This is a genomic window from Paracoccus sp. R86501, assembly GCF_042466435.1.
In the GTDB taxonomy this organism is placed as follows: Bacteria; Pseudomonadota; Alphaproteobacteria; order Rhodobacterales; family Rhodobacteraceae; genus Paracoccus.
Genome location: NZ_JAXHPZ010000001.1, coordinates 1864848 through 1880089 on the forward strand (window position 1 = coordinate 1864848; position 15242 = coordinate 1880089).

Here is a 15242-nt window from a genome sequence, read left to right on the forward strand (position 1 = left end):
TTCCAATTTATGTTAAGATGCGGCTTCCCCTTCGGCACGCACGATCACCGACATGCCGGGGCGCATGCCTTCCGCCCCCTGCTGGTTGGGATCGATGGACAGACGGACAGGCAGACGCTGCGCGATCTTGGTGAAATTCCCCGTCGCATTGGTCCCCGACAACAGACTGTATTCCGATGCCGTCGCCGGCGAGAACGACTGGACCTTGCCGGTGAACCTGCGACCTTGCAGCGCATCCACGGTAAAGCTGATCGCCTGCCCTTCGGTCAGACCCGTCAGGTTGGTTTCGCGGAAGTTCGCGATCACCCAGAGGTCGGTCCCGACATGCGACACCAGCGCCGTTCCCGGCGTCACATATTGCCCCACCCGGACCGAGATCTGCCCCAGACGCCCATCGGTCGGCGCGTGGATGACGGTGTTGTCCAGATCGATGCGGGCCAGTTCCACCGCGGCCTCGGCGCTGGTGATATCGGCGCGGCGGGCATCCAGCGCGACACGGGCTGAACGGATGGTCTCGTTCTGGACGTCCAGCTGGGCGTTGGCCTGGGTCTGGGCGGCCAAGGCCTGCTGCAGCGCCAGTTGCGCCTGATCGGTCGAGGATTGCGAGGCCACGCCCCGGTCCAGCAGCTGCCCCGAACGCTCGGCCTCGGATCGTGCGGTTTCCAGCGCCGATGCCGCCGCCTCGACCGAGGCCTGATTGGCGCGGGCCGAGGCTTCGGAGGACACGATGTTCTGTTCGGCCACCTTCAGCGCCGCATTGGCGGCCTGCAGCTGCGCCTCGGCCTGCGCCAACTTCTGGCGGGGGATGCGGTCGTCGATGCGCGCGATGACGTCGCCCGCCTTGACGGTGGCGAAATCCTGCACCTCGACCGCCGCGACATAGCCCGAGACCTGCGGCGCGATCGAGGTGACCTTGCCGCGCAGATAGGCGTTCTGCGTCGTCGGCACCGAGGATTGGAACGGCGGCAGATGCCAGGCGAACAGCAGCAGCATCACCCCCGCGATCCCAAGGACCAGGGCGATGGCAGTCGGCAGAAGATTTTCTTTTTTCATGGTTTTGCCCCAGATGTTTCGGTCTCGGCCCGGCGGGCCATCAAGTCGCGCAGCAGGTGCAGCAGCAACATCGCCGCCGAGATCAGCGCGACGAAGGCGGTCAGAAGATAGGCGTCGTCATAGGCCCGCACCCAGGCCTCGGCCGATGCGGCCTGCACGATCTGGCTGGCGGCCTGCGCGGTGCGCGCGCCGCTGTCGGCGATCTGCCCGGCCAGCGATGCGGCACCACCGGCGATGGCCTGCATGGTCTGCGGATCGCTGGCGGTCAGCTGTTCCGACAGGCCCTGCATGTGGAACGCCTGCCGCTGCGTGGTGAAGGTGGAAAACAGCCCCGACCCCAGCACCCCGCCCAGGGTCTGGGTCGAGATGAAGACGATGACGAAGGACAGCAGATACTGCGGCCCCTTGGCCAGCGCGATCAGCAGGCCCGTCAGCATCGCGGGTGGAATGAACAGCATGCTGGCAAAGCTGACCAGCGATTGCGACACCACCATCTGCATCGGCCGCGTCAGGGTCGAGGACTGGCTGTCCAGCCAGGACGCGAAGGCGATGACCAGCAGCGCGACCAGATGGAACCACGCCACCCGCGTCGGGCGCATCCATGCGATGCAGGCCAGCCCGCCCATCAGGCTGGCCAGAAAGATGATGGCGAACAGCCAGGTCATCTGTTCGGGCGCGACGCCCAGCACCGCGAACATCTTGGGCGCCCCCGCTGCCTGTTCGGACAGGATCAGCCGGAACAGGAACAGTGTCGCCGTCAGGTGCAGGATGGCGGGCGATGCCAGCCAGCGGATGTCCAGCAGCGGATTCCGGCGGTTCAGCTCGACGATACCGCCAAGGGTCAGCGCGGTGATGCCCATGACCAGCAGCCAGCCGATCCACGGCATGTCGGTCCAGTAATAGATCGGCCCCATGACGAAGGCGCTGATCAGCCCGCCAAAGCCGATGGCGATCAGACCGAAACTGAGGAAATCCGTCCCCTCCATCACCTTCATGCGCGGCACGGGCCGCAATGGCAGGAAGAAGACCAACATCAGCGATACCAGCGCAAGCCCCAGTCCGGTCATGTGGACCCAGAGAAAGCCTCCGTCGCCGATCAGGAAGGGTGACACCACCCGCGCGATGGTCGTCCCGCCCAACAGGACCGTCAGCGCCAGCGGCAACCCCAGCCGCAGCTTCCACTCGGGGGCCAGACCCTCCAGCATGTAAAGGAACCCAAGCGTCGATAGCGGCGCCGCAGCAGCACCCGACAGCACCTGCACCACCACCGCCGATCGGAAATCGGTGATCCAGACCGAAGCAAAGGCCACGATCACATAGATCACGATCCCCAGCTCGGCAAAGCGGCGCAGGCCGTAATGCGTGCGCACCTTAATCAGCAGCACCGGCAGCGCAGCGCGGGGCACCGTATAGGCGATATAGAGCCAGGCCGAGGTCGCCGTCGTCACCCCCAGATCACCGGCCAAGGGCGACAGGTTCGCCACCACGAACCCCTGCTGCAACCCCTGCGACAGCGCGATGATCGTGGCCGCCAGCATATAGGCCACCGCCCACCGCAGCGTCAGCGGCGGGTGTCCCGCCGGCGCTGGTGCCGGTTGGGCGGGACCGGTCTGGGCTGGGGCGGCCTGATCGCTCATGTCCGGTCCAATTCGTGGATGTTGCGGGTGATCTGGTCCAGAACGCGCATCACCTGATCCAGATCCTGCTGGGGGATGCCCTCCAGCAGATCGCGGCGCAGGCGCATGGTGAATTCGACGATGGCGGCGTCGCGGCCCCGGTCGGTCAGGAACAGCCCGTTCTTGCGCGCATCGTCCGGCGCCGGTTCACGGCGGATGAAGCCATCGGCCACCAGCGCGTCGATCTGGCGTTTCAGCGTGGGGGATTCGATGGCCAGATCGGCGGCCAGTTGGGTCTGGGTGATGCCCTCGTTCCGGGCAAGCGTCGTCAGCGCCTTAGCCCGCGACAGCGTCAGCCCCATGTCCCGCGCCCGCCGGTCATAGCAGCGCCGCAGATCGCGCATCAGATGCAGGATCACATCCAGAATCTGATGCGGCTGGTCATCGGCGGGGCTGGGCTGAGGGGGGCGGGGCACGGGGTCTCCTGTCGCTGGTTGATTAGCCAGCTAAGAAGGTTGCCCTGCGCGGTCAACACCCGCCACCCAAGAAAATTGCACGTTATGCAATTCGCGAATGGCGGGCTTGCGTCTGGCTCAGGCGACCAGCGCCTGTTGCTGGTTCCGGCGCGCGCTGTGCTGAGCGATCATCGCGCAGATCAACAGCTGCGACATGTGATAGACCAGCACCGGCAGCACGGTCGCTCCCACCGTTTCCGGCGGGAATAGCGCCGCCGCGATCGGCAGGCCGGATGCCAAGCTTTTGGTCGATCCGCAGAAGAACAGCACCGCGCGGTCCTGCGTCGGCAGGCGGAACAGCCGCCCCGCCCCGACCATCAGCCCGAAGACGATCGCCAGAAAGACCAGCATCACCGCCACAAGCGCCAGCAGCGCCGCCGGCGGGATCGAGGCCCAGAGACCCGACACCGTGCCCGCGCTGAAGGCGGAATAGACGATCAGCAGGATCGCGCCCCGGTTGACGATCAGCGTTAGCGTCTTGCGCGATTTGACGAAATTGCCGACCCAAGGCCGCAGCACCTGCCCCGCGATGAAGGGCAGCAGGATCTGCGTGCCGATGCGCAGCACGGCATCGATGCTGACGCCGCCGTCACCGGCATGCAGGACCAGCGCCACCAGCGTCGGCGTCAGCACGACGCCGATCAGGTTCGACAGCGATGCGGCGCAGATGGCAGCGGGCACATTGCCCCCCGCCATGCTGACGAAGGCGATGGACGATTGCACCGTCGAGGGCAGCACCGACAGGAACAGCAGCCCCATCGTCACCTGCGGCCCCAGCAGATCGCCGAAGACCGCCGCCATCAGCAGCCCCACCAGCGGGAACATCACATAGGTCGCTATGAAGGTCAGCCCCTGCAGCCGCCAGTTCAGCATCCCCGCCTTGACCGAGCTGGGGTCCAGCTTGGCGCCATAGAGGAAGAACAGCAGCGCCACCGCCCAATAGGTGACATGGGACAGGGCCTCGGCGGCGATACCCTGCGCGGGCAGCAACAGCCCCAGCATGACGGTGCCCAGCAACATCAACATGTAGTTGTCGATGCCGATGCGTTTCAGAAATCGTGTCATGTCCGTCCCCTGCCCTAGTAACCCAACGCCATGCCGTCCTTGCGGCTGTCCGAGCCGCCCTCCAGCAGGCCGGCGTCGGCGTGGATGCGGATCGCCTGCGACCCGCCCATCGGCGTGGCCAGCAGGTTGATCGCATGCCCCCGCGCCGCCAGATCGTCGCGGACGTCCTGCGGGACCGTCGGTTCAAGATCCAGCCGCCCTTCGGTGGCAAAGCTGCGCGGTTCGTCCATGGCCTGCTGCAAGCCCAGCCCGCGGTCGATCACCGCCGAGAGGAATGCCGCATGGCCCGCCGCCTGATATTGCCCGCCCATCACGCCGAAGGGCATCACGACGCGGTCGCCTTGGGTGACCATGCCCGGAATGATCGTGTGCATCGGACGCTTGCCCGGAGCCACGGCATTGGGATGGCCGGGGATCAGCCGGAAGGACGCGCCCCGGTTCTGGAACAACACCCCCGTGGCGGGGTCCAGTCGGGTCGATCCGAAGGCGTGGAAGATCGAATTGATGAACGAGATCGCGTTCCCCTGCTCATCCACCACGCACAGATAGATGGTGTCCTTGTGTTCGGGTTCGTCCCACAGGGCGGGCGGCATGGCGCGGGTCATGTCGATGCGCGCCCGCAGCGCCGCGATGGCGGGTTCGGACAGCAGTTGTTCGACCAGCCCCGCGCAGTGATCGGGATCGCCCAGCAACTCGTCGCGGTGGTGATAGGCCAGCTTGGTCGCCTCGGCCTGCAGGTGGATGCGGTCGGCGGGCGACATGGCGGCAATGTCGAAGCCCTCGATGATCTTCAGGATCAGCAGTGCCGCCAGCCCCTGCCCGTTCGGCGGGCATTCGTGGATGTCGAACCCGCGATAGGACGTGCTGATTGGCTGGACCCATTCCGCACCGTCGGTGGCATCGGCGAAATCCTCTTCGCTGTGCAGCCCGCCAAGGCTGCGCAGATGCGCGACCATCTTCTGCGCCGTCGGTCCCTGATAGAAGGCCTTGGCGCCATGGGCCGCAACCTCGGACAGGCGGTCGGCCAGCAGGGGTTGTGCAAAGCGCGATCCGGCCTTGGGTGCCTTGTCGTCCGGCAGGAAGACCGCCGCGGCATGGTCGTCGCCCGCGATCAGCGCTTCGGCCTCGGCCCAATCCTGCGCAACGCGCGGCGTGATCGGAAAGCCGTTGCGGGCATGGTCGATGGCGGGGGCAAAGATCTGGTCCAGCGGCAGCGTGCCGTGATCGGCGTGCAGGCGGCACCAAGCGGCGATTGCACCGGGGACCGTCACGGCATGGGGGCTGGTCAGGGGGATGTGGTCGGTCAGACCGGCATCCTTCAGCGCCTCGATGGTGGCGGCGGCAGGTGCGCGGCCCGACCCGTTCAGCGCCTTCACCTTGCCACCTGCGGGCGCGTAAAGCGCAAAGCAGTCGCCGCCGATGCCGGTCATCAGCGGATCGACCACGGCCTGCACGGCGCTGGCCGCAATCGCCGCATCGACGGCATTGCCGCCCCGCGCCAGCATCGCCAGCCCCGCCGAGGTCGCCAGCGGATGCGAGGTCGCCACCATCGCCTTGCCCGCAAGGGTCGAGGGCCTGCGCCCGGAAAGGAAATCGAAACCGCTCATCTGAAACCTCATGGCTTTGCGCTTGCGATATGTATACATATGGGCAGGACAGAAATACAATCACCGGATGGGTTGATGACCGCCAGACGTTCCGCCGACCAGATCCACGCCGCGCTTTCTGCCCAGATCGTCAGCGGGCAGCTGCGCCCCGGCGACCCTTTGGGCGAATCCGCGCTGGCGGGTCTGTTTGCGCTGTCGCGCACCCCCGTGCGCGAGGCCTTGCAGCGCCTTGCCGCCGAAGGTCTGGTCGAACGCGGCCCCCGTCGCGCCTTTGTCGTCCGCCGCATGACCCCCGAGGCGCTGCGCGACCTTTTCGAAGCCTTGGGCGAGATCGAGGCCCTTTGCGCCGGTCTGGCTGCCCAACGCATGACCGCCATCGCCCGCGCTGAACTGGCCCAGATCATCGACCACGACAGCGGGGATCATGCCGGGTACGCCGTGCTGAACGCCCGCTTTCACGACGCCTTGCGGCTTGGGGCGGGCAATCAGGTGCTGGCCGGGATGCTTGAGGATCTGAACCGCCGCAGCATGCCTTGGCGCAACGCCCAGTTCCAGACCAGCGCCCGGCGGATGGAAAGCTCTCGCCGGGAACATCGCGCCATCCTGCAGGCCATCGTCGCACAGGACGGCGACCGGGCCGCCAGTCTGATGCGCGACCACATGGCGACATCCTTGGCGGTGGTCCTGCAGATGATCCGAACGCGCGGCTGAAACCCTGCGGGCATCGCGACGTTGCACCACTGTCCCGACCGAAAGGCCCGCCCGTGACGCCGAAATCTTCGACCCTGCAATCCGATCTGACCCTTGCCACCCGCGCCGCCCATCAGGCAGGTGATCTGTTGCTGCGGCACTGGAACGATCGCGACCGCCTGATCATCGACGAAAAGCGCCCTGGCGATTTCGTCTCGCAGGCCGATCATCAGGCCGAGGCCCTGCTGCGCGACCAGCTAATCCGCCCGGGCGACGGTTGGCTGGGCGAAGAGACCGACCAACTGCAGGGCAACCGCCGCTGGATCGTCGATCCGCTGGATGGCACCACGAACTTCCTGCGCGGGATCGAACATTGGGCGGTCTCGGTCGCGCTGGAACAGGACGGCAGGCTGGTGCTGGGCGTCGTGCATGACCCGCTGAAGTCGCAGACCTTCAGCGCCTTCGACGGCGGGCCGTTGCTGCTGAACGGTCAGCCCGTGACGCAGCCCCCGGTGCCCGAGTTCCACAACTGCCTGTTCGGAACCGGCCTGCCCTTCGGGAACATGCCGCATATTCCCGACCATGCGCAGGATCTGTGCCGGGTGCTGCCGACATCGGCGGGCGTGCGGCGCATGGGGGCGGCGGCGCTGGACCTGGCCTATGTCGCAGCGGGACGGCTGGACGGGTTCTGGGAACGCCACCTGCGGCCATGGGATATCGCCGCCGGTTTGGTCCTGCTGCGCGCCGCCAACTGCCGCGCCGAGGGTTGGACCCAGGACGCCCCGCCCGAGGAAACCGGCACCGTCATCACCGCCCGCGATCCCCATTTCGACCGCTTCGCCAAGCTGTTGCGGCAGGGCGGCTAAGCGACCCCTGATCGCGACAAAGCGCCACACAAAAGTCAATTGCCGGAACCGGGCACGATCCCCCGTCGTTCCCGTTTCCGTGACCTTGTAACTTGGATGACGGTAGATCATGCGCGCTTATGCTCCGTTCACCTTCGCAGATACAGCTGCGCAGACGACCGATCCCTTCGCACCCGACCTGTCCGAACGTGTGGCCAGAATGGTGTCCGACCTGAGGCTGGGCCTGCCTGCCGTCCTGTCGCAAGGCGCCGATCACGCGATGATTCTGCCCGTCGAGACGCTGACCGCTGCCCGATTTGCTGCGCTTTCCGGTGATCTGCAACTGGTGCTGACCGCTCATCGAGCCTTGGCGCTTGGTCTGTCTGACAACGTACCGGATGTGACGGTGATCGCATTACCGGCCCAAGCTGATCTGACATGGCTGAAAGCCGCCGCCGATCCGCGCCACGTAGGCGAAGCACCCGCGCTGTCAGGCGACACCCAAACTGCCGACGATATCCACCGTGCCGCCATCCGTCTGGTCAAACGGGCCGAGTTGGTCCCCGCTGCATTGGTCATGACGGGGACACAGGTTGCCAAAAGCATCACCCGCAATGGTCTTGATACCCTGCCTGCCGCCGAAATACTGGCTCAGCTGGATGCCGCCCGCGACATGCAGCCCGTGTCCGACGCACGCGTTCCTATGGCGGCGGCCAGCGCCGGACGGTTGCGGGTGTTTCGCGCGCCGGACGGTGGGGCCGAACATTACGCCATCCAGATCGGCACCCCCGATCCCGATCAGCCCGTTCTGGTCCGCCTGCACTCCGCCTGTTTTACCGGTGATGTTCTAGGCAGCCTGAAATGCGATTGCGGCCCCCAGTTGCAGGCCGCGCTGGCAGCAATGAATGCGGCGGGCAGCGGCGTTCTGCTGTACCTGAACCAGGAAGGCCGCGGCATCGGTCTGGCAAACAAGATGCGCGCCTATGGTCTGCAGGATCAGGGCCTGGACACGGTCGAGGCGAACCACCATCTGGGCTTTGACGATGACGAACGCGATTTTCGCATCGGTGCCAGCCTGCTGCGGCAGATGGGCATCCATCAGGTGCGGCTGATGACCAACAATCCCGCCAAGATCGCCCGTCTGACCAGCGACGGCATTTCCGTCGTCGAACGCGTGCCGCTGCAAGTCGGTCGTGGTCCTGAAAATTCCCGCTATCTGGACATCAAGGCCAGCAAATCGGGACATATGATGTGACCGAAGCCACTGCACTCTGGATTACGGGCCGCGATCAGGCCGACATTCGTGCCGCCGAGATGGGCCAAGGATCGCGGGTCGAGACCCTGTTCACCGGCATCAGCCGCGGGACCGAACGTCTGGTATCATCAGGCAAAATCCCCGCCAGCGAATACGACCGGATGCGCGCGCCGTTCCAGCAGGGTGATTTTCCGTTTCCGGTCAAATACGGATATGCCAACGTCGGCCGTGCCACCGAAGGCGCCCACGCCGGTCGCCACGTCTTCGCGCTGTTTCCCCATCAGGACATCTTCCGCCTGCCCGATGATGCGCTGATCCCGCTGCCGTCCGAGTTACCGCCGGAACGCGCGGTCTTGGCCGCCAACATGGAGACGGCGTTGAACATCCTGTGGGACAGCGGCGCGGGGGCGGGTGACCGGATCACCGTCATCGGCGCAGGTCTGGTCGGCCTGCTGGTCGCCCATCTTGCCGCACGCCTGCCGGGGGCCGAGGTGACCATCATCGATACCCAAGCCACCCGCGCCGGTATCGCCACGCAGATGGGCGCCGCTTTTGCAGCCCCCGACCAAGCCGCCGACGAACAGGATGTCGTCATCAACACCAGCGCCAGTCAGGCGGGCCTTGTGCAGGCCCTATCCCTGGCCGCACCCCAAGCCACAGTGACCGAGGCCAGCTGGCACGGCTCAACGCAGGTCGCCCTGCCTTTGGGCGGCGCGTTTCACAGCCGGCGCCTGCGGATCGTCAGTTCGCAGGTGGGGTCGGTGCCCGTCGATCGCGCCCCGCGTTGGAGCCTGCGCCGCCGTCTGACCAAGGCGCTGGACCTGCTGGCCGACGACCGGCTGGACCATCTGATTTCGGGGGAAACGCCATTCACCAAAATCGCGCCAGCCTATCCCGGTATCTTGGCCGATCCCGCCACAGTTTGCCACCGCATCGCATATTGATCCTAAGGAGCCCACATGTTCGCTGTCGAAGTCCGAGACCACATCATGATCGCCCATTCGCTGCCCTCGCCGACCTTCGGGCCGGCGCAGGGGATGCATGGCGCGACCTTCACCGTCGATGCCGCCTTCTTCGCCGAAAAGCTGGACACCGAAGGTCTGGTCGTTGACATGGGTCTTGCCACGCAGGCCCTGTCCGAGGCGCTGTCGCCCCTGCGCTATCAGAACCTGGACGAGGTTCCGGCCTTCAAAGGCAAGTTCACCACCACCGAGTTCCTCTGCCAGCAGATCTTCGACAGCCTTGCCGCTGCCGCGCGCAGCGGTCGCTTGGGCAAGCATCCGGTCAAGCGCCTGCGTGTGACCCTGCACGAAAGCCATGTCGCGCGGGCTTGGTTCGAACAGGACATCTGACATGGGGTTTTCGCCGGAATGGCTGTCACTTCGCGAACCCGTGGACCGTCAGGCCCGTGATGACGCATTGCTGCAGCGCGCCGTTCAGGCGGCAGGTCCGCAGCCGGTGATCATGGATCTGGGTTGCGGGACCGGCTCGACCCTGCGGGCGATGGCCGATCACCTGCCCTCCGGCACCCGTTGGCATCTGGTCGACAACGACCCCGCCCTGCTGCAGATCGCCCGCGATCAGGTTCGCGACGCGCAGACCCATGTGCTGGACTTGGGGCAGCTGTCCGCCCTGCCGCTGCAGGGGGTGACGCTGGTCACGGCCTCGGCGCTGCTGGATCTGATGCCCGCGACATGGGTGCAGGCGCTGGCCGAATTGCTGGCGCAGCGTGGCATCGGTTTCTATGCCGCGTTGTCTTATGATGGCATCATGCGATGGGATCCCGCCCTGCCCGCCGACCATGCGATCGGACAGGCCTTCAACAGCCACCAGCGCAGCGACAAGGGTCTGGGCCCGGCGCTTGGCCCCGAAGCGGGCGAATTCGCACAGATGGCGTGCTGCAAAGCGGGCTTCGATACAGTCATTGCGAACAGCCCGTGGCAGATCGATGCCCGACACGCGCAGATGCACGAAATGCTGGTGCAGGGGATCGCCACTGCCGCGACGGAAACAGGTGTCGCGCAGGCGGACGATTGGGCACGTGACCGGATCACCGCCGGTGGCCTGTGCACTATAGGCCATCAGGACCTGCTGGCGCTGCCGCCAAAGGATGGGAAGGGGTGAACATGGACAGCATCGACGTTTCCAGCCGCGTATGGGACCGGCTTCTGGCAATCCGCAAGGGCGTCGCATGTGCCTGCTGCGGCAGCTTTTCCCCGGCCGAGCGTGCCGCCCTGCAGATCTATGGCCCCATCGCGCGGCGTGACCTTGGGCCGATCACCATCGCGCAGGTCGGGCAATCGCTGGACGGTCGCATAGCCACCGTCAGCGGCGACGCGCGCGATGTGTCCGGGCCGGACGGTCTGGCGCATCTGCACCGGTTGCGGGCCTTGGTCGATGGCGTAGTCATCGGTGTCAGAACGGCGCTGCATGACAATCCACGCCTGACGGTCCGGCTGTGCAACGGCCACAATCCCGCGCGCATCGTCATCGACCCGCGTGGTCGCCTGCCCGACGACGCGCCGGTCCTGACGAATTGCGGGGCACGGAGGATCATCGTTCAGGCCGTTGACCGCCCCCGCCCCACCGGGGTCGAGGTCCTGCGGCTGAACGCCGAAGATGGCCGCGTCGATCCCCGCCAGATCCTCGATGGTCTTCGTGGCATGGGGTTGGGGCATCTGCTGATCGAAGGTGGCGGGCTGACCATCACAGGTTTTCTGGAGGCTGGCCTGCTGGACCTGCTACAGGTCTCGGTCGCACCGCTGATCATCGGGTCTGGGCCGCAGGGTCTAACGACGCAGACGCAGGTGCAAAGCCTGTCGCAAGCCTATCGCCCCCAGACCCGCATTTTCGGTCTGGGCAGCGACATCGTCTTCGACTGCGCCTTGGGCGCGCATGCCGTTGCGGCGCAGGAACCCGTCCACCGACAGGGTCACAGCGCCGCCTGCTGATTGCGTCTTACTTCAGGCGCGCCAAAACGCTGGCCACGATGGCACCCGAGATATTGTGCCAGACGCTGAAGATCGCCGCCGGAACCGCCGCCACCGGCGAAAAATAGGCCGTCGCCAGTGCCGCGGCCAATCCCGAATTCTGCATGCCGACCTCGATGGCGATGGCCTTGCGCCGCGCAAGGGTCAGCCCCGCCGCGCGTGCCGCAAGGAAGCCCACCAAATATCCCAGACCATTGTGCAGCACGACGACCGCCAGGATCATCAGCCCCGATTCCGCGATCGCCCCCTTTGAGGCCCCGACGACCGCCGCGACGATCAGCACGATGCCCGTGACGCTGACCAGCGGCAGCACCGGCACCGCCGTGCGCACCAGCCCCGGCACCAGCCGCTGTGCCAGGAACCCAAGCGCCAGCGGCAGCAGGACCAGCTTCAGGATCGAGACGAACATCGCACCCGCATCGACCGGCAAGTATTCGCTGGCCAGCATCAGCATCAGGAAGGGCGTGACGATGGGCGCCAGCAACGTGGTGACGCTGGTACAGGCCACCGACAGCGCCGTGTCGCCCTTGGCCAGATAGGTCATCACGTTCGAGGACGTCCCGCCGGGGCAGCAGCCGACCAGGATGACACCGGCGGCAACCTCGGGGGACATGGGGATGACGCGGGTCAGCAAAACCGCCAGCAGCGGCATAATGGCGAATTGTGACACCACGCCGATGCCCACATCGACGGGACGGCGGAAGACTTCGGCGAAATCGCGGCCCGAGATGGTCAGACCCATCCCGAACATGATGATCCCCAGCAGCGGCACGATCCAAGGCGTCAGCTGGCGGAAGGTCTGGGGCATGAAGAACCCCAGGACCGCGAACAGCAGAACCCAGACCGCAAATGTATTGCCGACAAACCGTGAAATTCGTGTCAGGATCTTCAAGTCATCCTCCTGTTGCGCATGAAAACTGCGCCATCCATTCGGCGCCGCGCTTAGCGGGGTGACGGTGCAGGTACAACCGGTGATGCCGCCTCGACCAACAAGTCGGAAAGTTTTTCCACCGTCATGTGCCCCACCCGCATCACCCGACATGACAAGACCGCGCCCCGTCATCGGGGGCGCGGCCTGTCGTGGCGCTATGGCGCCGCGGTCAGATCTGGCGTTCGGGCAGTTGGACGACCAGACCGTCCAGCGCCTCGGTGACCTTGATCTGGCAGGTCAGGCGCGACCGTTCGGGGTCGGGCTGGAAAGCAAAGTCCAGCATGTCCTCCTCCATCGGGTCGCGGGCGGGCAGCTTGTCCAGCCAGGCGGGATCGACATAGACGTGGCAGGTCGAACAGGCGCAGGCCCCGCCGCAATCGGCGTCGATGCCCGGAACGCCATTGTCGCGCGCACCCTCCATCACGGTCATGCCGGGGCGGACCTCGACGTCGTGATGGGTGCCGTTATGTTCGATGTAGGTAATCTTCGCCATGTCGCTTGTTCCCTTGTTTCATGGTCGGGTTAGCCAATCGTCACCGATTTGAAAAGGGGCAGCCCCGAAGGACCGCCCCCCTGTCGCTTCACCGCCGTGGCGTCATTCGGAGGGCTTGTCCTCATCCGACAGGGTCAGCGCCACGAACAGCGGCTCGCCCCCGCGGCGGATCAGCATCAGCACCGACTTGCGGCCCGCATCGCGTGCCTCGGCGACACGGTCCTGCAGGTCCTTGATGGTGGTGACCTTCTGCTGGTTCACATCGGTGATGACATCGCCGGGCGCCAGACCCTTGTCGGCGGCAGCGCCTTCGGGATCGACATCGGTGATGGCAATGCCCTTGGCGTCGGGCGACACGCCCAGTTCCTGCGCCATTTCCGGCGTCAGGGGCGTCAGGGACATGCCCAGCAAATCGGTCTCGGTTGGTTCATCGGATGGGGCGGGGCTGCCGCCTTCGCCCTGCGCGGTTTCGCGTCGGCCAAGCGTCACGTCGATCTGCTGCGCCTTGCCGTCGCGCACCACTTCAACCTGTACCGTATCGCCCGAGGGCGCTTCGGCCACGCGGCGCACAAGGCCGCGGGTGTCTTCGACCGTCTGACCGTCAAAGCCGATGATGACATCGCCGGTTTCCAGACCCGCATCGCGGGCCGGACCTTCGGGCACGTCCGTGATCATCGCGCCGCCTTTGGCGTCAAGGCTCATGGCTTCGGCCATTTCGGGGGTGACGTCCTGAATCATGACGCCCAGCCAACCGCGACGAGTTTCACCGAATTCGCGCAGCTGATCGACGACCTGTGACACGACGTTCGACGCCATGGAAAAGCCGATGCCGATCGAACCGCCGTTGGGCGACAGGATGGCGGTATTCACGCCAATGACTTCGCCCTTCAGGTTGAACAGCGGCCCGCCCGAGTTGCCACGGTTGATGGCGGCATCGGTCTGAAGGTAATCATCGTAGGTGCCCGAGAGTTCGCGGTTCCGCGCCGACACGATCCCCGAGCTGGCCGAGAAGCCCTGCCCCAGAGGGTTGCCCAGGGCCAGAACCCAGTCACCGACCCGTGCATTATCGCTATTGCCGAAACCGACGAAGGGGATGGCCTTCTTGCTTTCAACCTTCAGCAGGGCGACGTCGGTATTGGGGTCGGTGCCGACAACCTCGGCGGGCAGGGTTTCGCCCGAATAGAACTCGATCTCGATCTGGTCAGCGCCGTCGATGACATGGTTGTTGGTCACGATATAGCCGTCAGCCGACACCACGAACCCCGACCCAAGCGCGTTCGAGCGCTGCGGTGCGCGGGGCGATTGTCCGCCATCGGGTCCGCCCGGCCCACCAGGAAAGCCGAACTCGCGGAACAGGTCGGAAAACGGGCTGCCTTCGGGGAAAGCGGGGCCGCCACCGGTTGGCTGGGACACGACCGATGTGGTGGTGATGTTTACCACGGCAGGCGAGACCTGTTCCGTCAGATCGGCAAAGCTGCCGGGCATCACCTGCGCGGGTTCGGCGGTTGCGGCATCCATGCCAAGCGGCTGGTTCTTGTCGGCGGCATCCTGCGCCTGCTGGCTGACCTGCGGGGATACATCGTCATTGGCAGGTTCGACCTGCTGCGCGCCTGCGTAACCAAGGCCCACCGCAAGGGCCAGCGCCGATGCGGTCATCAGATGGCGCGGAAAGAGCGATTTCATGCTGAACGTCCTCATGTTTCGAAAGCAGCAGGGCAGCGCGTGACCGCGAAGCTGCGGCAGAAGTTGAACGCAAATCCATGGCAAGTTGCAAATGAACCACGCTCTCGCTTTGTGAACTGATCGTGATTTTTGTTGCAGAAGCGGGCGAAGGTTTCCCTCCGCCCGCTGTTGTCTTCCATCAATTCGCGGGGGCCGTTTCCTGCGGATCGGCATCCTCGGGGGCCGCGTCGGGCACAGGTTCGGCGGCAGGTTCCTGATCGGACACGGCTTCGGCGTCCTGATCCGCACCCTGATCCGCGGGCTGATCCTGAATCGGCGTCTCGGGGGCGACGATTTCGGATGGTTCCTGCGGCGGGGTGGCCAGACTTTCGGGAACCGGCGTCAGACGCACGCCTGCAGCCTCGCCCAAACGGTTGCCTTCGCGGTCGGTGACCTCGGGGGTGACCAGATCCTCGTCCTCGGCTTCGGCTTCGGGCTTCGGCGCGGTGACGTTCTGCGC

At 65.7% G+C, this 15242-nt stretch carries 16 protein-coding genes; 7 read left to right on the forward strand and 9 right to left on the reverse strand.

The window, feature by feature from the left end; all coding sequences use genetic code 11:
- Positions 1-12: 12 nt before the first annotated feature.
- The 5 genes from SJY40_RS09005 to ggt form a co-directional block, all read right to left on the reverse strand.
- Positions 13-1053, reverse strand: a complete 1041-nt coding sequence (locus tag SJY40_RS09005) for an HlyD family secretion protein (protein WP_378945271.1) — start codon at positions 1051-1053, stop codon at positions 13-15.
- Positions 1050-2690, reverse strand: coding sequence for an MFS transporter (locus SJY40_RS09010; protein ID WP_378945273.1), 1641 nt, complete (start codon positions 2688-2690; stop codon positions 1050-1052). Before SJY40_RS09010 ends, SJY40_RS09005 begins: the two co-directional genes overlap by 4 nt.
- Positions 2687-3145 carry a MarR family winged helix-turn-helix transcriptional regulator gene (locus SJY40_RS09015; protein WP_378945276.1) on the reverse strand — a complete coding sequence of 153 codons (459 nt, stop codon included), beginning with the start codon at positions 3143-3145 and terminating at the stop codon, positions 2687-2689. The genes SJY40_RS09010 and SJY40_RS09015 overlap by 4 nt, the downstream gene beginning before the upstream one ends.
- A 117-nt stretch (positions 3146-3262) precedes the next feature.
- A complete protein-coding gene (locus tag SJY40_RS09020; protein ID WP_378945278.1) occupies positions 3263-4249 on the reverse strand; it encodes a bile acid:sodium symporter family protein in 987 nt (328 codons plus the stop codon).
- Positions 4250-4263: 14 nt separating this feature from the next.
- Positions 4264-5868, reverse strand: coding sequence for a gamma-glutamyltransferase (gene ggt, locus SJY40_RS09025; protein WP_378945281.1), 1605 nt, complete (start codon positions 5866-5868; stop codon positions 4264-4266).
- A gap of 63 nt (positions 5869-5931) precedes the next feature.
- Here ggt and SJY40_RS09030 point away from each other — a divergent pair, with 63 nt between their 5' ends.
- From SJY40_RS09030 to SJY40_RS09060, 7 genes are all read left to right on the forward strand, one after another.
- Positions 5932-6567 carry a GntR family transcriptional regulator gene (locus SJY40_RS09030; protein WP_378945283.1) on the forward strand — a complete coding sequence of 212 codons (636 nt, stop codon included), beginning with the start codon at positions 5932-5934 and terminating at the stop codon, positions 6565-6567.
- A gap of 53 nt (positions 6568-6620) precedes the next feature.
- Positions 6621-7412, forward strand: coding sequence for an inositol monophosphatase family protein (locus tag SJY40_RS09035; RefSeq protein ID WP_378945286.1), 792 nt, complete (start codon positions 6621-6623; stop codon positions 7410-7412).
- A gap of 109 nt (positions 7413-7521) precedes the next feature.
- Positions 7522-8646: a GTP cyclohydrolase II gene (ribA, locus tag SJY40_RS09040; protein ID WP_378945288.1), complete on the forward strand. Its 1125-nt coding sequence runs from the start codon at positions 7522-7524 to the stop codon at positions 8644-8646.
- Positions 8643-9590 (forward strand): zinc-binding alcohol dehydrogenase, encoded by a 948-nt coding sequence (locus SJY40_RS09045; protein ID WP_378945291.1) that lies wholly within the window; start codon positions 8643-8645, stop codon positions 9588-9590. The genes ribA and SJY40_RS09045 overlap by 4 nt, the downstream gene beginning before the upstream one ends.
- Positions 9591-9605: 15 nt before the next feature.
- The gene (locus SJY40_RS09050) at positions 9606-9998 is read left to right on the forward strand and encodes a 6-pyruvoyl tetrahydropterin synthase family protein (RefSeq protein ID WP_378945292.1); all 393 of its coding nucleotides are present in this window, start codon (positions 9606-9608) and stop codon (positions 9996-9998) included.
- 1 nt (position 9999) lies between these two features.
- Entirely contained in the window at positions 10000-10770 is a 771-nt protein-coding gene (locus SJY40_RS09055; protein WP_378945295.1) for a class I SAM-dependent methyltransferase, read from the forward strand.
- Between the two features lie 2 nt (positions 10771-10772).
- Positions 10773-11597, forward strand: coding sequence for a RibD family protein (locus SJY40_RS09060; protein WP_378945297.1), 825 nt, complete (start codon positions 10773-10775; stop codon positions 11595-11597).
- A gap of 7 nt (positions 11598-11604) precedes the next feature.
- Here SJY40_RS09060 and SJY40_RS09065 read toward each other — a convergent pair whose 3' ends face one another.
- The 4 genes from SJY40_RS09065 to SJY40_RS09080 form a co-directional block, all read right to left on the reverse strand.
- On the reverse strand, positions 11605-12528 hold the full coding sequence (locus SJY40_RS09065) for a bile acid:sodium symporter family protein (RefSeq protein ID WP_378945300.1): 924 nt from the start codon (positions 12526-12528) through the stop codon (positions 11605-11607).
- 208 nt (positions 12529-12736) lie between these two features.
- Positions 12737-13060 (reverse strand): 2Fe-2S iron-sulfur cluster-binding protein, encoded by a 324-nt coding sequence (locus SJY40_RS09070; RefSeq protein WP_378945302.1) that lies wholly within the window; start codon positions 13058-13060, stop codon positions 12737-12739.
- A gap of 102 nt (positions 13061-13162) precedes the next feature.
- Positions 13163-14578: a Do family serine endopeptidase gene (locus SJY40_RS09075; RefSeq protein WP_378948336.1), complete on the reverse strand. Its 1416-nt coding sequence runs from the start codon at positions 14576-14578 to the stop codon at positions 13163-13165.
- Positions 14579-14754: 176 nt separating this feature from the next.
- Positions 14755-14922, reverse strand: a complete 168-nt coding sequence (locus SJY40_RS09080; protein WP_378945305.1) for a hypothetical protein — start codon at positions 14920-14922, stop codon at positions 14755-14757.
- Positions 14923-15242 lie beyond the last annotated feature (320 nt).